The 16044-nt window shown below is 72.2% G+C and carries 16 protein-coding genes; 8 read left to right on the plus strand and 8 right to left on the minus strand.

Annotation, left to right across the window (positions count from 1 at the left end; all coding sequences use genetic code 11):
• Nucleotides 1–9: 9 nt before the first annotated feature.
• Nucleotides 10–1365, plus strand: a complete 1356-nt coding sequence (locus ABD785_RS08440) for a cytochrome P450 (protein WP_344824261.1) — start codon at nt 10–12, stop codon at nt 1363–1365.
• Here the strand turns inward: ABD785_RS08440 and ABD785_RS08445 are convergent.
• Both ABD785_RS08445 and polX read right to left on the minus strand, forming a co-directional pair.
• Nucleotides 1334–2467: a low temperature requirement protein A gene (locus ABD785_RS08445; RefSeq protein WP_344824263.1), complete on the minus strand. Its 1134-nt coding sequence runs from the start codon at nt 2465–2467 to the stop codon at nt 1334–1336. The two genes, ABD785_RS08440 and ABD785_RS08445, sit on opposite strands and share 32 nt — an antisense overlap.
• A gap of 9 nt (nt 2468–2476) precedes the next feature.
• A complete protein-coding gene (polX, locus tag ABD785_RS08450) occupies nt 2477–4168 on the minus strand; it encodes a DNA polymerase/3'-5' exonuclease PolX (RefSeq protein ID WP_344824266.1) in 1692 nt (563 codons plus the stop codon).
• A gap of 68 nt (nt 4169–4236) precedes the next feature.
• Between polX and ABD785_RS08455 the strand changes: the two genes are divergently transcribed.
• Complete coding sequence (locus ABD785_RS08455) at nt 4237–4863, plus strand: alpha-ketoglutarate-dependent dioxygenase AlkB (protein WP_344824268.1); 627 nt, start codon at nt 4237–4239, stop codon at nt 4861–4863.
• A gap of 75 nt (nt 4864–4938) precedes the next feature.
• Nucleotides 4939–5676, plus strand: coding sequence for an enoyl-CoA hydratase (locus ABD785_RS08460; protein WP_344824271.1), 738 nt, complete (start codon nt 4939–4941; stop codon nt 5674–5676).
• Nucleotides 5677–5701: 25 nt separating this feature from the next.
• Here ABD785_RS08460 and ABD785_RS08465 read toward each other — a convergent pair whose 3' ends face one another.
• The gene (locus tag ABD785_RS08465; RefSeq protein WP_344824275.1) at nt 5702–7249 is read right to left on the minus strand and encodes a Na+/H+ antiporter; all 1548 of its coding nucleotides are present in this window, start codon (nt 7247–7249) and stop codon (nt 5702–5704) included.
• Between the two features lie 67 nt (nt 7250–7316).
• Entirely contained in the window at nt 7317–7949 is a 633-nt protein-coding gene (locus ABD785_RS08470; protein WP_344824278.1) for a TetR/AcrR family transcriptional regulator, read from the minus strand.
• 132 nt (nt 7950–8081) lie between these two features.
• Here ABD785_RS08470 and ABD785_RS08475 point away from each other — a divergent pair, with 132 nt between their 5' ends.
• From ABD785_RS08475 to ABD785_RS08485, 3 genes are read left to right on the plus strand one after another with little or no spacing between them, the layout of a single operon-like run.
• Nucleotides 8082–9224, plus strand: a complete 1143-nt coding sequence (locus ABD785_RS08475; RefSeq protein ID WP_344824282.1) for an acyl-CoA dehydrogenase family protein — start codon at nt 8082–8084, stop codon at nt 9222–9224.
• A 10-nt stretch (nt 9225–9234) separates the two neighbouring features.
• Nucleotides 9235–9963: a 3-oxoacyl-ACP reductase FabG gene (gene fabG / locus ABD785_RS08480; protein WP_344824285.1), complete on the plus strand. Its 729-nt coding sequence runs from the start codon at nt 9235–9237 to the stop codon at nt 9961–9963.
• Nucleotides 9960–10409, plus strand: a complete 450-nt coding sequence (locus ABD785_RS08485) for a MaoC family dehydratase (protein WP_344824287.1) — start codon at nt 9960–9962, stop codon at nt 10407–10409. The genes fabG and ABD785_RS08485 overlap by 4 nt, the downstream gene beginning before the upstream one ends.
• A gap of 4 nt (nt 10410–10413) precedes the next feature.
• Here ABD785_RS08485 and ABD785_RS08490 read toward each other — a convergent pair whose 3' ends face one another.
• Nucleotides 10414–11034: an HNH endonuclease family protein gene (locus ABD785_RS08490; protein WP_344824290.1), complete on the minus strand. Its 621-nt coding sequence runs from the start codon at nt 11032–11034 to the stop codon at nt 10414–10416.
• 211 nt (nt 11035–11245) lie between these two features.
• Here ABD785_RS08490 and ABD785_RS08495 point away from each other — a divergent pair, with 211 nt between their 5' ends.
• Nucleotides 11246–12187, plus strand: coding sequence for a hypothetical protein (locus ABD785_RS08495; protein ID WP_344824293.1), 942 nt, complete (start codon nt 11246–11248; stop codon nt 12185–12187).
• A gap of 7 nt (nt 12188–12194) precedes the next feature.
• On the plus strand, nt 12195–13520 hold the full coding sequence (gene pdxR / locus ABD785_RS08500) for a MocR-like pyridoxine biosynthesis transcription factor PdxR (protein ID WP_344824296.1): 1326 nt from the start codon (nt 12195–12197) through the stop codon (nt 13518–13520).
• Here the strand turns inward: pdxR and ABD785_RS08505 are convergent.
• From ABD785_RS08505 to ABD785_RS08515, 3 genes are all read right to left on the minus strand, one after another.
• Entirely contained in the window at nt 13486–14121 is a 636-nt protein-coding gene (locus tag ABD785_RS08505) for a TetR/AcrR family transcriptional regulator (protein ID WP_344824299.1), read from the minus strand. The two genes, pdxR and ABD785_RS08505, sit on opposite strands and share 35 nt — an antisense overlap.
• Nucleotides 14122–14326: 205 nt before the next feature.
• Complete coding sequence (locus ABD785_RS08510; protein ID WP_344824302.1) at nt 14327–15133, minus strand: oxygenase MpaB family protein; 807 nt, start codon at nt 15131–15133, stop codon at nt 14327–14329.
• Nucleotides 15130–15978: an oxygenase MpaB family protein gene (locus ABD785_RS08515; RefSeq protein ID WP_344824305.1), complete on the minus strand. Its 849-nt coding sequence runs from the start codon at nt 15976–15978 to the stop codon at nt 15130–15132. The genes ABD785_RS08510 and ABD785_RS08515 overlap by 4 nt, the downstream gene beginning before the upstream one ends.
• Between the last annotated feature and the right edge of the window lie 66 nt (nt 15979–16044).

Genomic DNA, 16044 nt, shown 5'->3' on the forward strand with positions numbered 1-16044 from the left:
GGAGGTTCGATGCGTCCCCCCGGTACCCGAGTCCCGTCGATCGTCCAGACCGTCCGGTTCCTGCGTGATCCCGGCAGGCTCCTCGAGGGGATGCACCGGCGGCACGGGCCGGTGTTCGCCCTCAGGTTCCTCGGCTTCCCGCCCGAGGTCTTCGTGACCACCATCGAACTGGCGGAGAAGGTCTACGGCCTGGACGCGTCGGGCGGGCGGGCGGGAGAGCTGCGGCGGCGCTTCCTCGAGCCGGTGGTCGGCAAGAACTCGCTGCTCTGCCTGGACCACGACCCCTGGCAGCGGCACCGCAAGGTGCTGACCCCGCCGCTGCGGGCCCGGGCCATCGCCTCCTACGCCGACGAGATCGCGGAGATCGCGATCGCCGAGGTCGACCGGATCCCCCTCGGCAGGCCGGTGGCGTTGCGCGACCACATGCAGGCCGTCACGCTGGAGGTCATGCTGCGCCTGGTCTTCGGGATCAGGGACGGCGCCCATCTCGAACGGCTGCGGGTGCTGCTGCCCGCGCTCATGGAGGTCGGCGGCTCGAACGTGCTCATGATGACGCCGGAGGGGATCCGGCGGAGGCTGGAGACCAGCCGGATCGCCCGGTCGCTGCGCTTCCTGCCCTCCACCCGGTTCGCGAACGTCCGCGACGAGGTCGACGCCCTGCTGTTCGCCGAGATCGAGCGGCGCAGGAGCGAACCGGCGGGGGAGGCCACCGACGTCCTGGCCCGGCTGCTGGACGCCCGCGACGAGGCGGGCGAGCCGCTGTCCGACCAGGAGCTGCGCGACGAGCTCATCACGATGCTGGAGGCCGGGCACGAGACGACCGCGACGGGTCTGGCGTGGACCTTCGAGCGGCTTCTGCGCAACCCCGGGGTCCTGGCACGGCTGCGGGAGGAGATCGAGACGGGGGAGTCCCAGGAGTACCTGGAGGCGACCGTCAAGGAGGCGCTGCGGTCGCGGCCCGTCATCTGGGACGCCCCCCGGCTCGTCGACGAGCCCCTGGATCTGGGCGGCCACCGGGTCGAGCCCGGCTGGTTCGCCGCTCCGCTGATCGCCCTCATCCACCGGGACCCCGCCCACTACCCCGACCCGGACGCGTTCAGGCCCGAGCGCTTCCTCGGCGAGGAGGCGGCACGCTCGGCGAAGGCGTGGATGCCGTTCGGCGGCGGCCGCCGCTACTGCGTGGGCGCCCAGCTCGCGTTGCTGGAGATGCGGGTGATCCTGCGCGAGACCCTGCTCAGGCTCGATCTGGAAGCGGTCGAACAGGCCCCGGAACGGGCCCGGATGAAGCACGTGACCCTGGTGCCCGCCCGCAACGCGACGGCGGTCGCCACGCTCAGGAAGCGGGTGACCGTTCCACCTGCGTGAGGGCCACGACGCCCGCCAGGACGGCACCGGTGACCAGGACGGAACCGGGCACGAAGGTGCTCGCCAGGACCAGCGCGCAGGCCGTGGTGATCAGGACGGCGCCCCGGCCGCCCTCCCGGTGCAGAAGATAGATCATCAGCAGGAAGACCGCGGTCGGGACGGTGACGGCGGCGGAGGACAGGAGCCGTCCGGCGTGGCCCTCGTGGACGGCGTGGGCCGCGGCCACCGACAGGCCCGCGCCGACCGCGGCCCCGGCGGCGAACACGACGTAGTGGCCGTAGCCCCAGACGAAGGCCGCCCGGCTCCCGGTGAGCCGGGGGGCGGCGTCCTTCCCGAAGTACAGCCACCACAGCGAGAACATGATCAGGATGCCGCCGACGAGGGTGGTGAGGAGAGCGGCGGTCACATGGACGTCGAAGGCGTCCTTGAAGGCGAGGGTCGCGGCGGTGACCGACTCGCCCAGCACGATGATCGTGAACAGGCCGTACCGCTCGGCGATGTGGTGCGGATGCCAGCTCGTGCTTCCGGCCCGCTCGGCGAAGGCGGGGACGGAAAGGTCGGCGAGCGCGAACACGACCCAGGCCGCCGTCCGCCAGCCGGACGGGACGAAGAGCAGCGACACCCAGAGGACCTGGACGGCGAACAGGCCGGCGGCGTATCTCAGGGCGGTCGCGCGCCGGGCGGGGTGCGAGGCCGCGGCGCGCAGCCACTGGGCGATCTGGGCCAGCCGCATCACGACGTAGCCGATGACGATGACCGTGAAGTCCTCGCGGTCGAACGCGCGGGTCACCCCCGCGGCCATGATCAGTGACCCGGTGATCTGGACGAGCACCGCGAGCCGGTACGGCACGTCGTCGGTGTCGTAGGCGGAGGCGAACCAGGTGAAGTTCATCCAGGCCCACCAGATGGCGAAGAAGACCATCAGATAGGCGCCCACACCGTGCGCGACGTGCCCCTCGCCGACCGCGTGGTGCAGCGCCGTGCCCGCCTGGGCCACCGCGACCACGAAGCAGAGGTCGAAGAACAGCTCGAGCGGTGTCGCCGCCCGGTGCTCCTCGTCCTGCCGTCTGCCCGTCATCGCCCGCAGCAGAGCCTGTGCCATGGGCCCATGCTAGGGAGTGCGCCCCAGGAAGTGCAGAAGGCGCTCCAGAGGCCAGGTGTTGATGACGTCGTCGGGGGTGAGCCAGGCGCGCTGGGCGATGCCGACCCCGAACTTCGGGTTCTCCAGGTGGGTGACGGCGTGGGCATCGGAGTCGATGGAGAACCGGACGCCGTGGTGCTTGGCGAGCCGGGCCAGGTCGGACGGGAGGTCGGCGCGGTCGGGGAAGGAGTCGATCTCCATCGCCGTGCCGGTGCGGGCGGCGGCCTTGAACACCTCGGCCCAGTCGGCGTCGACCACCGGGCGCTTGCCGATCTTGCGGGTGGTGGGGTGGCCGATGATGTGGACGCCCGGGTTCTCGCAGGCCGCGATGAACCGGCGCGTCATCTCGTCCCTGGACTGGGTGAAGTGGGAGTGGACGCTCGCCACCCGCACGTCGAAGCCCTCCAGGACCTCCAGCGGCCAGTCGACCGAGCCGTCGGGCGCGATGTTCAGCTCGGTGCCGTGCAGCAGCCGCATCGCCGGATACCGGCTCTGCAGCGCCTCGACCTGGCCGCGCTGCTCCAGCGCCTTGTCGAGGGTCATCCGCTGCATGGTCAGGTCGGGCGCGTGGTCGGTGATCGCGTAGTAGGAGTAGCCGCGGGCGGCCGCCGCGGCGACCATGTCCTCGAGTGAGGCGATGCCGTCGGTGAGATCGGTGTGGGTGTGCAGGTCGCCCTTGAGGTCGGAGAGCTCGACCAGAGCCGGGAGCTCGCCCTTCAGCGCAGCGGCGACCTCGCCGCCGTCCTCGCGCAGCGCCGGATGCACCCACTGCATCCCGAGCGCCGCGTAGATCTCCTCCTCGGTGGCCGCGGCGATCACCCGTTCGCCCTCGAACAGCCCGTACTCGCTGAGCTTCCAGCCCTTCTTGACCGCCATCTCGCGGATCCGGACGTTGTGCTCCTTGCTGCCCGTGAAGTAGATCAGCGCGGCGCCCCACGACTCGGCGGGCACCACCCGCAGGTCGACCTGGACGCCCTTGTCGGTGCGGACCGAGGTCTTCTTGTCCCCGGCCGCGACGATCTCGGTCACGTAGGGCTGGGCTCTGAAGACCTCCATGAGCTCGACCGGCCCGACCGCGAGGACGTCGATGTCGCCCACGGTCTCGCGGAACCTGCGCAGGGAGCCCGCGTAGGTGATCCGCTCGGCGCCCGGCAGCGAGGCGATCACCTGCTCGGCCAGGCCGAGCGCGACCCCGAGATGGACCCTGCCGCCGGAGGCCCGCATCTGCTCGATGCCCTTGAGCAGATTGTCGAGGGTCTTGGGGCCGAGGCCGCGCACGCCCTTCAGCCGGCCGGCCCCGATCGCCTCGGCGAGGGAGTCGGCGGAGTCGATGCCGTGGTCGGTGTAGAGCATCAGGGCCGTTTTCGGGCCGAGGGTCGGGATCTTCGTGAGCCGCCTGACCCCGTCGGGGACCTGCTCGCGCAGCGCGTCGAGCTGCCGGAAGCTGCCGCGCTCGAGGAATTCCTCGATCTTCTTGGCGATCGCCTCGCCCACCCCCGGGACCTCGCGGACGTTCACCTGCCGCAGGTCGTGCGGGTAGCCCGCGATCGCTTTGACGGCCTTCTGGTAGCTGCGCACCCTGAAGGCGTCGCCGCCGGTCAGCGCGAAGAGCTCGGCGTACTCCTGCAGAGCCTCTGCGGCCTCGTCGTTCACCCGTGCCATGACCCAAGCCTACGGTCGGGGTCCGACAGTCTTCGATGATCGAACATGTGTTTGATATGGTGGGGCGCATGATGTTCCAGGGATCCCTGATGGGTGACGCCGACTCCGTCGACCTCGGTCCGCTCGGCTCGGCGGTGCGGCGGACCGAGCTGTCCCACGGCGCCTGGGTCGACCTGTGCCCCGGCTGGGTCTCCGGAGCCGATCCGCTGTTCGCCCGGCTCGTCGCCGGCGTCCCCTGGCACGCCGAGCGGCGCACGATGTACGAGCGGGTCGTGGACGTCCCGCGGCTCACCAAGTTCTACGAGCCGGGAGAGCCGCTGCCCGACGACGAGCTGGTGGTGATGCGCGAGGCCCTGTCCGCTCACTACCGGCCGGAGCTGGGCGAGCCGTTCGTCACCGCCGGGATGTGCCTGTACCGCGACGGGAGCGACAGCGTCGCCTGGCACGGCGACACCATCGGCCGCGGCAGGACTCAGGACACGATGGTCGCGATCGTCTCGCTCGGCTCGCCTCGCGCGCTGCTCCTGCGCCCGCGCGGCGGTGGCGGCAGGGCGCTGCGGTTCGAGATCGGCCACGGGGACCTGCTGGTGATGGGCGGTTCCTGCCAGCGGACCTGGGAGCACGCCGTTCCCAAGTCCGTCCGGGCCGCCGGGCCGCGGATCAGCGTGCAGTTCAGGCCGCACGACGTCAGGTAGGGATCGGGGCACGGCGCCCGGAGCGGGATCGACCGCCGCCGGTATCGTGGGCCGCCGATCAACGAGGAGGACCTGATGAGCCTGGTGGACGTGCTGGTCGAGGGCGGGACGGCGCGGGTGACGCTGAACGACCCCGAGCGACGCAACATCCTCTCCGGAGATCTGGTCCGGGAGGTGCTGGCCGCCTTCGACGCCGTCGAGGCCGACCCGGAGGTCCGCAGCGTGGTCATCACCGGCGCGGGACCGGCGTTCTGCGCGGGAGCCGACCTCGACGACCTCCGTGCGGCCACCAGGGGCGACTCCCGTGGGGTCGAGCTGGTCTACGAGGGCTTCCTGCGGGTCGCCCGGTCGCCACTGCCGACGATCGCCGCGGTCAACGGCCCGGCCGTCGGCGCCGGGTTCAACCTGGCACTGGCGTGCGATGTGCGGATCGTCGCGGAGTCGGCGTGGTTCGACACCCGGTTCCTGAAGATCGGCATTCATCCGGGCGGCGGCCACACCTGGATGCTGGACCGTCTCGTCGGCCCGCAGACCGCCGCCGCGATGGTCCTCTTCGGTGAGCGGGTCGGCGGCGCCGAGGCGGTCGCGGCCGGACTGGCGCTGCGGGCGGTCCCGGACGCCGGGCTCCTCGACGCCGCCGCGGTCCTCACCTCCCGGCTGGCCGCCGTCGAGCCCGAGCTGGTCCGCCGCACCAAGGAGACGCTGCGGCTGGCGGGCGACGGCCGCGACCACGACAGCGCGCTCGCCCACGAGACGCGCGAGCAGATGTGGTCGCTGACGCTGCCCACCACCGCCGCCCGGATCGTCCGCTAGATTCCCGGGTCCCGGGCCCGGGTCGTCAGTGCAGGCCGCGCAGGTCCAGTTCGCGGAGGACCCGGTCGGCGATCTCCGGGTCGACGCCCGGTTCGGAGCGGGCGCCGAGGATCTCGTGGCGGGCGGCCGAGTTGACCTCGTCCTGGACCTTGCGGACGGTTCTGCGGAGCGCGAGGCGCTGCTTCTCGTCCATCCGGCTGCCGTCGGCCCAGCGGCCGAACCGGCCGTAGAGGATCCGGGCGGCCTCGTCGGGCATGTCGATCTGGTCCATCAGCTCGCGCAGCCGGTGCCGGGCGACGGTCCTGGCCCGGCCGCGCAGTTCGTCCTCCTGGCGGGTCTCGGCCTCGGCGTCCTTGCGGACGTCGAGGACCTTCACCACCCACGGCAGCGTGAAGCCCTGCACGACCAGGGTGATGATGATGACGGTGAAGGCCGTCACAAGGATGGCGTCGCGGCCGGGGAACTTCAGCGGCAGCGCCAGGGCCAGGGCGATCGTCGCGACGCCGCGCATCCCCGACCAGAACACGACCATGGTCTCCTGCCAGGTCGTCGGCAGGTCCTCGTCCTCGTTGCCGGACCGCCGGTGGAGCCACCGGCTCAGCCAGGAGACGGGCAGCATCCACACCAGCCGGACCAGGATCACCACCAGGGTCACGACGAGGCCGTGCCGCAGCAGTTCCCACGGGTCGTCGCCGTCGAGGGAGCGCAGCACGGTCGCGAGCTCGAGGCCGATCACTCCGAACGCGATGCCGGTGACGAGGGTGTCGATGACCTCCCAGAAGCTCGCCCCGATGACCCGTCCCTGGACGTCGTCGGGGTCGGATCCCCGCTCCGAGAGGAACAGCGCGGTCGCCAGGACGGCGAGGACGCCGGAGCCGTGCAGCTCGTCGGCGAGGGTGTAGCTGAGGAAGGGGACGAGCAGCGAGAGCGCCGTCTGGAGGGTCGGCTCGCCCAGCCAGTTCATGAACCGCTGGGTCAGCCAGCCCAGGCCGGCGCCGACGACCACCGCGACCACGGCGGACAGCACGAAGTCCCCGCCCGCCTTGGCCCAGGAGAACTCGCCCGTCATCGCGGCGACGACGGCCACGTGGTAGATCACGATCGCGGTGACGTCGTTGAACAGGCCCTCGCCCTCGAGGATCGAGACCATCCGGCGCGGCAGCCCGAGCGTGCCCGCCACGCTGGTGGCGGCCACCGGGTCGGGCGGGGCGACCAGCGCGCCGAGGGCGACGGCCGCGGCGACGGGCAGGCCGGGGATGATGTGGTGGGCGGTCCAGGCGACCGCGGCCGTCGTCACGAAGACCAGGGCGACCGCGAGCATCAGGATCGGCCTCGCGTTGTCGCGGAACTGCCGCCATGACGTCCGCTGGACGGCCGCGTGCAGCAGCGGCGGCAGGACCAGGGGAAGAATGAAGTCCGGCGGTATCGCGACGTTGGGCACGAACGGCAGCAGCGCGAGGACGATCCCGCCGAGCGTCATGAGAACGGGCGCGGGCACCCCGAAACGCTTGCCGACGGGAACGAATGCGACGGCCCCCACGGCCAGCAGGAAAATGAGCGCGAGCTGATCCACTCGAGCACCTTGCCCGGCGGACGGCGAGGCGAACGCGCCGACACCCGTGCTTTGCGCAACTCCGGCGCTAGAAGGAAGCGAACCGCAGGGCGAGGCCGTCGAGGAGGGCCTCGAGCCCGGTCTCGAAGGCGGTCGTGTCGATCCGCTGGCGGCGTTCGGCCAGGAGATGGGCCTGGGGGGCGAGGTGGGGATAGTCGCCGTCGTAGAGCGCGGAGTCGGCGGGGAACCCGGCCGCGAAGGAGCCGAGGGCCGAGCCGGTGATGAACCAGCGCATGAGGGCGCCGACGCTGGTCGCCTCGCGGCGCGGCCAGCCCGCCTCGACCAGGCCGCCGAAGACCGCGTCGGCCAGGCGCAGGGCGTTCGGGCGGCGGCCGGGACCGCGGGCCAGCACCGGCACCACGTTCGGATGCCCGGCCAGGGCGGCGCGGTAGGAGCGGGCCCAGCCCTCCAGGGCGGCCCGCCAGTCGGTGCACGGCGAGGCGAACATCGACAGGTCGACCTCGCCCATCACCGCGTCGACGACCGCGTCGAGGAGCTCCTCCTTGGTGGCCACGTGGTTGTAGAGCGAGGGGCCGCTGACGCCGAGCTCGGTGGCCAGCCGCCGGGTCGAGACGGCCTCGAGCCCCTCGGCGTCGGCGAGCTCGAGCGCCGCCGCGACGATGCGCTCGCGGCTGAGCAGGGGATGGCGGGGCCGGGCCACGGAGGGGCTCCTTCACGGTCGCTGACGTCCAGGGATCCGGTCATTGTGCCAGCGCCCAAGAAACTTGCACTGCTAGTTTCCGTGGGCTAAAACTGGCATTGCTAGTTTATTGCCCGGCCGTGTGAGGACGCCATGAACCTGGAACTGACCGATGAGCAGGCCGCCGTGCGGAAGATGGCGGCCGGCTTCATCGACCGCGAGGTGCTGCCGAACGTCACGGAGTGGGACCGGGCCGAGTCGGTCGACCGGAAGATCGTCGGCCGGATGGGCGAGCTGGGGCTCCTCGGCGTCACGATCCCCGAGGAGCACGGAGGCTCGGGCGGCGACCACCTGGCCTACTGCCTGGTGCTGGAGGAGCTCGGGCGCGGTGACTCGGCGATCCGGGGCATCGTCTCGGTCACCCTCGGCCTGGTCGCCAAGACGATCCTGACCTACGGCACCGAGGAGCAGAAGCACGCGTGGCTGCCGCGCCTCACCTCGGGCGCGTCGCTGGCGTGCTTCGCCCTGACCGAGCCCGGCACCGGCTCCGACGCGGGCAGCCTCACGACCCGGGCGGTCCGCGACGGTTCGGACTGGCTGATCACCGGAACGAAGATCTTCATCACCAACGGCACCTGGGCCGACGTCGCGCTGGTCTTCGCCAGGACCGGCGGACCGGGACCCAAGGGCGTCACGGCGTTCCTGGTCCCGGCCGGCCTGATCGAGCGGCGGGAGATCCACGGAAAGCTCGGGCTGCGCGGCCAGGCGACGGCGGAGCTGTCCTTCGACGGGGTGCGGGTGCCGGACTCGGCCAGGCTCGGCGACGAGGGCAAGGGGTTCTCCGTCGCGATGGCCGCTCTGGCCAAGGGCAGGATGTCGGTCGGCGCCGGATGCGTCGGGCTCGCCCAGGGCTGCCTCGACGTGGCCGTGGAGTACGCCAAGGAGCGCGAGCAGTTCGGCAAGCCGATCGCCGCGCACCAGCTCGTCCAGGAGCTGCTCACCGACATCGCGGTCGACGTGGAGGCGGCCCGGCTGCTGGTCTGGCGGGTCGCCGACCTGATCGACCGGGGGCTGCCGTTCGCGACCGAGTCCTCGATGGCCAAGCTGTTCGCCTCGGAGGCCTCGGTGCGGGCGGCGAGCAACGCGCTCCAGGTGTTCGGAGGCTACGGCTACATCGACGAGTACCCCGTCGGCAAGATGCTGCGGGACGCCCGCGTCATGACCCTCTACGAGGGCACCAGCCAGATCCAGAAGCTCGTCATCGGCCGCGCCCTGACCGGGATCAGCGCGTTCTAAGGAGACCCCCATGGGCAGGTTCACCGGCAAGGTCGTCGTCGTCACCGGCGGCGCGCAGGGCATCGGCGCGGAGACCGTCCGCAGGTTCGCCGAGGAGGGGGCGACCGTGGCCGTCGTCGACCTGGACGCACCGGAACGCACGGATCATCCTCATGCCTACGACTGCGACGTCACCGACGCCGCCGCGGTGGCCGAGGTCTTCGACCGGATCGCCGCCGACCACGGAAGCCTGGACGTCCTGGTCAACAACGCGGGCATCACCCGCGACAACCTGCTGTTCAAGATGTCGGAGGACGACTGGGACGCCGTCATCGCGGTCAACCTCTCCGGCGTCTTCCACTGCTGTCAGGCCGCCCAGAAGCACATGGTCGCCCAGCGCTCCGGCAAGATCGTCTCGCTCAGCAGCCGGTCGGCCCTCGGAGCGCGCGGCCAGGCGAACTACGCCGCGGCCAAGGCGGGGATCCAGGCGCTCACCGCGACCCTCGCGATCGAGCTCGGGCCGTTCGGGATCAACGTCAACGCCGTGGCCCCCGGCTACATCATCACCGCGATGACGGACGCGACGGCCGTCCGGGTCGGCTCCACACCCGAGGACTACCAGCGGGAGGTCGCGGCCAGGACCCCGCTGCGCCGCGTCGGCCGGCCGGAGGAGGTCGCCTCGGTCATCGCGTTCCTGGCGAGCGAGGACGCGTCCTATGTCTCGGGTCAGACGCTCCACATCAACGGAGGAGCCCGGTGATCTTCGAAGACCTGGACGCCCTCGCCGCCGCGGTCGGCACCGAACTCGGCACCAGCGGCTGGATCACGATCGACCAGGAGCGCATCGACAAGTTCGCCGACGCCACCGAGGACCAGCAGTGGATCCACGTCGACGAGGCGCGCGCCGCCGAGGGCCCCTACGGCCGGACCATCGCCCACGGCTTCCTGACCCTCTCCCTGATCTCGCAGCTCGGTCTCCAGGTCATGGAGGTCAGGGGTGTCGCGATGGGCATCAACTACGGCCTCGGCAGGGTCCGCTTCATCACCCCGGTCCCCGTCGGCAGCCGGGTGCGGGGCAGGGTCGGGCTCACCGAGGCCCACGAGGTCCCCGGCGGCCTCCAGATCACCCGGACCATCACCATCGAGATCGAGGGGGAGACCAGGCCCGCGTGCGTCGCCGAGAGCCTGGTCCGCTACCTCAGATGATCCCCTAGCAGGACGCGAGCATGCTGGTGAGCGCGGTCTTCTCCGTGCTCTGGAGGGTGAGGGCGTACTTGTACTTCACCGTGATCCAGCTCTTGGCGTAGGTGCAGTAGAAGGAGCTGAGCGGGGGCTTCCAGGCGGCGGGGTCCTTGTCGCCCTTGGACTGGTTGACGTTGTCGGTGACGGCCCACAGCTGCGGGCTCGCCAGGTCGTTGGCGAAGGACTGGCGCTTGGCCGTGGTCCACGCCCAGGCGCCGGACTTCCACGCCTCCGACAGCGGGATCATGTGGTCGATGTCCACGTCGGAGGAGGCCGTCCAGGTCGCTCCGTCGTAGGGCGACTTCCAGGATCCTGAGGTCGCCGCGCAGGCCGAGCTGGTCACGACGCCGGAACCGTCGCGCTTGAGGACGGTCTCCCGGGTGTCGCAGGTGCCGGAGACGGTGATCCAGTGCGGGAACAGCGCGCGGTCGTAGGTGGTGGAGTGGGACTCGGCCGCCACGGTCAGCGCGGCGAGCTGGGACGTGGCGGTGGCCTTGGTCGGCACACCGGGGGGAGTGGCGTGCGCCGCGCCGGCCGTGAGACCGGCGGTGAGGAGCAGCGCGGACAGGACGGTGATGACTCGTCTCACGAGCCTTCTCCTTCTGCCTGTGTCCCGCCCCGGTGGGGGGAACCGGGTCAGAACGGGACACATTCGGGCAAAAGAAAGATCGCATCATACGTATGACGATGGAAGGCCCGAATGTGTGAAGATCCGGTTAACGGGCCGGCGCGGGGTGGATCACCCTTCCGGCAGGCGAGTGGACCACGCACGCGGCGGCCCGTCTTCCTAGGTTCTCCTCATGCGACTTGCAGCGATGATCGATGAGCAGGCCGGTGCGCTCGAGCGCCTCGCGGGCCTGGACGTGAGCGAGCAGGCGGCGGTCCTGCGGGGAGCCCGGCGGGTGGCGGTCGTGGGGACCGGGACCAGCCAGCACGCGGCGGAGCTCGGGGCGCTCATGCTCGAGGAGGCCGGGACGGACGCACGGTGGTCGGCCTCGGCGCGCTGGACCGCCCGCCCGGACGAGGCCGTCGTGCTGATCAGCCACACGGCCGAGACCTCCTTCGCGCGCCGTGTCAGGCGCACCGCGCTCGACCGGGGCCTTCCGCTGGTCACGATCACGGGCATCGGAAGGGGCTGGCCCGAGGCGATCGAGACCGTCGCGGCGGAGGAGTCGGAGACCTACACCGTGAGCTACACCGCCGCGCTCGCGGTGCTGGCCAGGCTCGCCCACGAGCTGGGAGCCCCGTTCGGAGATCCCGCCGGGCTCCGCGGGCTGGCCGCCGAGGTGCGGGGGCTGAGCGCCGAACCGCGCGTCGACCGGATCCCGGTGCCCGCCAGGGCGCTCGCGATCGTCGGCTCGGGACCCTACGCGGTGACGGCGCGCGAAGGAGCACTGAAGATCAGGGAGGGGGCCAGGATCCTCGCCGAGGGATTCGACTCCGAGTACCTCCTGCACGGCGGCGCGGTCCCCTTCACCGCCGCCGACGGGCTGATCGTCCTCGCGCCGGAGGCCGACCCCGACGGGCTGGCCGAGGGGCTGGCGGGGGCCGCGGCGGGGGAGGGCCTCGCGGTGACCCGGCTGCGCGGTTCCGGCGGTCATCCGCTGCTCGCCCAGATCCCGATGACCGTCAGGCTCCAGTCATTGGCCGCCCGTTTCGCCGTGCTGCGCGGGCAGGATCCCGACGTGGCGATCGTCGGGGAGTGGGCCGCCCCCGGGCTCTGGGCGCTCGGCGGCCTATGATCATGGAGTGGACCTGCACCTCGTCCTCGATCCCGCGCTGGGCCTGCGCGACGGCCTCGAACGGGCGCTGCGCGAGGCGATCGGCTCGGGACGTCTCGCGCCCGGAGGCCCGCTGCCGTCCACCCGGGAACTCGCCGCGGAGCTGGGGATGGCGCGCGGCACCGTGTCCCGGGCCTATGAGCACCTGACCGCCGAGGGTCTCCTCGTGGCCCGGCGCGGATCGGGCACCCGCGTCGCGGACGCGCGGCCGGCGCCGCCCGCGCGGGTCCGCTCGGCCCCGTGGACCACGCTGCCGCCCTTCCCCGGCTTCGACCTGCGTCCCGGGATGCCCGACCTGTCGGCCTTCCCGCGCGCCGCCTGGCTGGCCTCGACCCGGCGGGTGCTGAGGGAGGTGCCCTCGGCGGCGCTCGGCTACGGCGACCGGGCCGGTCACCACCTCCTGCGCGAGGCGCTCGCCGCCTATCTCGGCCGGGCCAGGGGAGTAATCGCCTCCGCCGACCACATCGTGGTCTGCGCCGGGTACACCCAGGCGCTGCGGCTGCTCGGCCGGGTCCTGCGGCGGCACGGGGCGACCGCGGTCGCGTTCGAGGATCCGGCGCCGCCGGACTTCCCCGACCTGGTCGAGAGCGCGGGACTCGCGACCGTCCGGGTGCCCGTCGACGGGGAGGGCCTGGTCGTCGGCGCGCTCCCGGAGGACGTCGGCGCCGTGGTCGTCACGCCCGCCCACCAGTACCCGCTCGGGGTGACGCTGGCGCCGCGCCGCCGCGCGGCGCTGCTCGCGACCGGAGTCCTCGTCGTGGAGGACGACTACGACGGGGAGTTCGGGGCGGCGGCCGGTTCGCTCCAGGGGCTCGCCCCCGGCCGGGTCGTCTACACCGGCACCGCGAGCAAGAGCCTCGCCCCCGCGCTGCGGCTGGCGTGGATGGCCGTTCCCGACGCACTGCTCGGCCCGCTGCGCGAGGTGATGCGCTACGACGAGTCGCCGGTGAACGCGCTCGACCAGCTCGTCCTCGCGGACCTGATCACCAGCGGGGCGCTCGACCGCCATCTCGCCGCGTCCCGGCGCCGCTACCGGCGCAGGCACGACCGGCTCGTCGAGGCGCTGGGGCCGCTGCCGGCGGGCGGCCTGCACGCCGTGGTGCGGCTGGCCGAAGGGGAGCAGGAGGTCCTGGCGCGGCTGCACGCCGCGGGGGTCGCCTGCGACGCGCTGTCGGGCTACTACGCCGACCCGGAGAACGCGCCCGGCGGGCTCGTCATCGGCTACGCGACGCCGCCGGAGCACGCCTTCGGGCCCGCGCTCACGGCGCTGACCGGGGTGCTCGCCCGGAGGTGAGGGCGGGGACGACGACCTCGAGAAGATGGGTCAGCCCGCTCTCCAGGGTCAGCCCGACCTCCTCGCGGGTGAGCCTGCCACGTTCCAGCCACTCGCGGGAGGCCGTCTCGGCCATCGCGGCGAACGCCCGCAGCACGGCCTTGACCTGCGGGTGCTCCTCCGCGGTCCGGGTGAGGCCGACGACCTCGGTGATCCGCTCGACGGCGCGCTCCCGTGCCTCCTCCAGGAGCCGGTTGAGCTCGGCGTCGCCGCCGGGGGCCGAGCGGTCGAGCGCGGCCAGCCAGGTCTCGGCGTTGCGCTCCAGCAGCTCCAGCCAGCCGTCGAGGCTCTCGGCGATCCGGTCCCGCACGCTGGCACCGGCCACGAACGCCGGCACCGGGATCGGCGGGATCTTCAGCATCTCCTCGACCGCGGCCCGGTACAGGTCGCGCTTCGTGCCGAAGTAGTGGTTGAGCAGGCCCCGGCTGACCCCGGCCGCGGCCGCGATCTCCACCGACGACACGTCCGCGTAGGAGCGTTCCCGGAAGAGCTCGCGCGCGCAGGCCAGTATCTGCTCCCGGCGCTCGTCGCCGTCCTTGCGCTCGCGCGGTCGTGCCGTCATGCGCTCCCCGTCTCGAGTCCGTGCCGATGACGGTAGTGCCTGCGGCCGAACCGCCGTCCTCGCAGGACCGCAAAGTACTATTGGCGTGTTGCCAACAATACTTGGCAGAGTGACAATTCGCGTCTACGCTTTCCTCAGGCGCACGCGCACTCCGGTGCCCGAAACGAGGACTCCCGGCCGGGAACGCACCGCTCGGCCGGGCGCGTCAGCGGCCCCCGTCCGTTCGCGGGCGGGGGCCGCCCCGCTCGGGGAGCCTGCGCGCCGCGGCGGCGAAGAGGTCGAAGCGGCGTCGGCGGGCCGGCGACCAGGAGAGCCCGAAACGCTCGCGGAGCTCGGGCGTGAGCGCGGCGGCGGTGCACAGGCGCAGCGCCGCGGCCAGCGGCAGGGCCGGGACGTTCCACACGGGTGACGGCAGCCGCCAGGAGGGCGGCGGCGGATAGGGCTTCTCGTCGAGGGCGATGATGAGCCGTACCGTCGGGTTGTCCTCCAGGTGCTCGGAGGCGGTCTTCGCGAAGTAGGCGTCGAAGGCGTCGGGATCGGCGGGCAGATGGCGTTCGGTGATGCCGAGCGCGAGGGCCAGGGCCCGCCACTCGGAGAACAGGCCCAGCCGCGCACCACGGTCGAGGGGGCGGCCGAGCAGGCGCTGGGCCTCGGACATGCCGTGGTGGAGGGTGGCGTGGACCCAGAGATAGGCCTCCGGGTCGAGCGCGTGGTAGCGGCGCCCCTGGGCGTCGACGCCCTTGAGGTGCTTGTGGACCTCGCGGAGCCGGGCGGCCTCCTCGCGGCCCCGCTCCTCGCCGTGGAAGCCGAAGAAGGCGTGGGTCGAGTTCACCGTCCGGGTGAGCCGTCCCCACCGGTCGTTGACGAAGTCGGAGTGCTCGGCCACGCCCGCGCCGACCACGGGATGCGCCACCTGCAGCAGGAGGGTGGCGCGGCTGACGAGGCCCAGCCGCCAGTCGGCGGCGTAGCGGTGGGTCAGGGAGCCGGGCCCGGGGATGCGGCCTGAGGTCATCCTGCCTTCTCTCCTTCCCCGGCGGGAACCTGCCGGGCGGGGCGCACCGGCCGCTGGTAGCGGTTCCAGCGCAGGCGGCGCGCGAGCGGGACTCCCAGCTTCGCGGGGAGCTTGCGGAGCGGACGCGGGGTCAGGTTCATGACGAGCCGCACGTTCCACAGCAGGTAGCGGAAGACCAGCTCACGCCGTGGGCTCCAGGGGAAACCGTACTGCCTCCTGATCGGCTCGGGCAGGAGCCCGGTCGTGACCAGGCGGAAGACGAGCATCGCCGGATAGAGCAGCCAGCGCAGGGTCGGGGGGAACATGACGGCGCGGGCCTGCTCGCGGGCGACGTCGCCGACCTCCAGCGTCTCGACCATCCCGGCCCAGTAGGCGGCGAAGGCCCGGGAGTCGGCGGGGAGCGCCTCGCGCGGGGCTCCCAGCAGCTCGGCCAGCGTGACCGACTGCTGGTAGTACTCCTCCGCCCGCTCGGGCGCCAGCTCGCCGAACACGCGCTCGTACAGCTCCCTGGACAGCTGGAAGAGCGTGGCCTGCACCCAGAGAAGCAGGTCGGGATCGTGCGCGGAGTAGGTCGGTCCCTGGACGACGTCATGGGCGCGCATCGCCGACCAGGCGACCCGGTGGGCCTCCTCCTTGCTGCCGAACACGACCATGGACAGGTAGTCGAGGGTGGAGAACAGCCGGGGGAAGGGGCTCGACCGGAATCCGCTGTGCTCGGCCACGCCCAGCGCCACCTTCGGGTGGGCGAACTGGAGGAGCAGCGCGGGCCCGCCGCCCAGGATCGCGAACGGTTCGGAGCCGATGTCGCGGATCGCGGTGGAGTCGTCGAAGAGCCCGGGTCTCATACGTCCTGCCTTCTCCGAGCGGAACCGGTCCCTCCCAGTTCTACCCAACACACTTGTCGGAAGTAA

This window comes from Actinocorallia longicatena, assembly GCF_039534125.1.
Lineage (GTDB): Bacteria > Actinomycetota > Actinomycetes > Streptosporangiales > Streptosporangiaceae > Actinocorallia > Actinocorallia longicatena.

Coding starts and splice junctions, on each gene's coding strand:
- ABD785_RS08495 (WP_344824293.1), top strand. CDS start 11,246: ATGCGACTTGCAGCGATGATCGATGAGCAGGCCGGTGCGCTCGAGCGC.
- fabG (WP_344824285.1), top strand. CDS start 9,235: ATGGGCAGGTTCACCGGCAAGGTCGTCGTCGTCACCGGCGGCGCGCAG.
- ABD785_RS08515 (WP_344824305.1), bottom strand. CDS start 15,978: ATGAGACCCGGGCTCTTCGACGACTCCACCGCGATCCGCGACATCGGC.
- ABD785_RS08510 (WP_344824302.1), bottom strand. CDS start 15,133: ATGACCTCAGGCCGCATCCCCGGGCCCGGCTCCCTGACCCACCGCTAC.
- polX (WP_344824266.1), bottom strand. CDS start 4,168: ATGGCACGGGTGAACGACGAGGCCGCAGAGGCTCTGCAGGAGTACGCC.
- ABD785_RS08460 (WP_344824271.1), top strand. CDS start 4,939: ATGAGCCTGGTGGACGTGCTGGTCGAGGGCGGGACGGCGCGGGTGACG.
- ABD785_RS08505 (WP_344824299.1), bottom strand. CDS start 14,121: ATGACGGCACGACCGCGCGAGCGCAAGGACGGCGACGAGCGCCGGGAG.
- ABD785_RS08475 (WP_344824282.1), top strand. CDS start 8,082: ATGAACCTGGAACTGACCGATGAGCAGGCCGCCGTGCGGAAGATGGCG.
- ABD785_RS08455 (WP_344824268.1), top strand. CDS start 4,237: ATGATGTTCCAGGGATCCCTGATGGGTGACGCCGACTCCGTCGACCTC.
- ABD785_RS08445 (WP_344824263.1), bottom strand. CDS start 2,467: ATGGCACAGGCTCTGCTGCGGGCGATGACGGGCAGACGGCAGGACGAG.
- ABD785_RS08440 (WP_344824261.1), top strand. CDS start 10: ATGCGTCCCCCCGGTACCCGAGTCCCGTCGATCGTCCAGACCGTCCGG.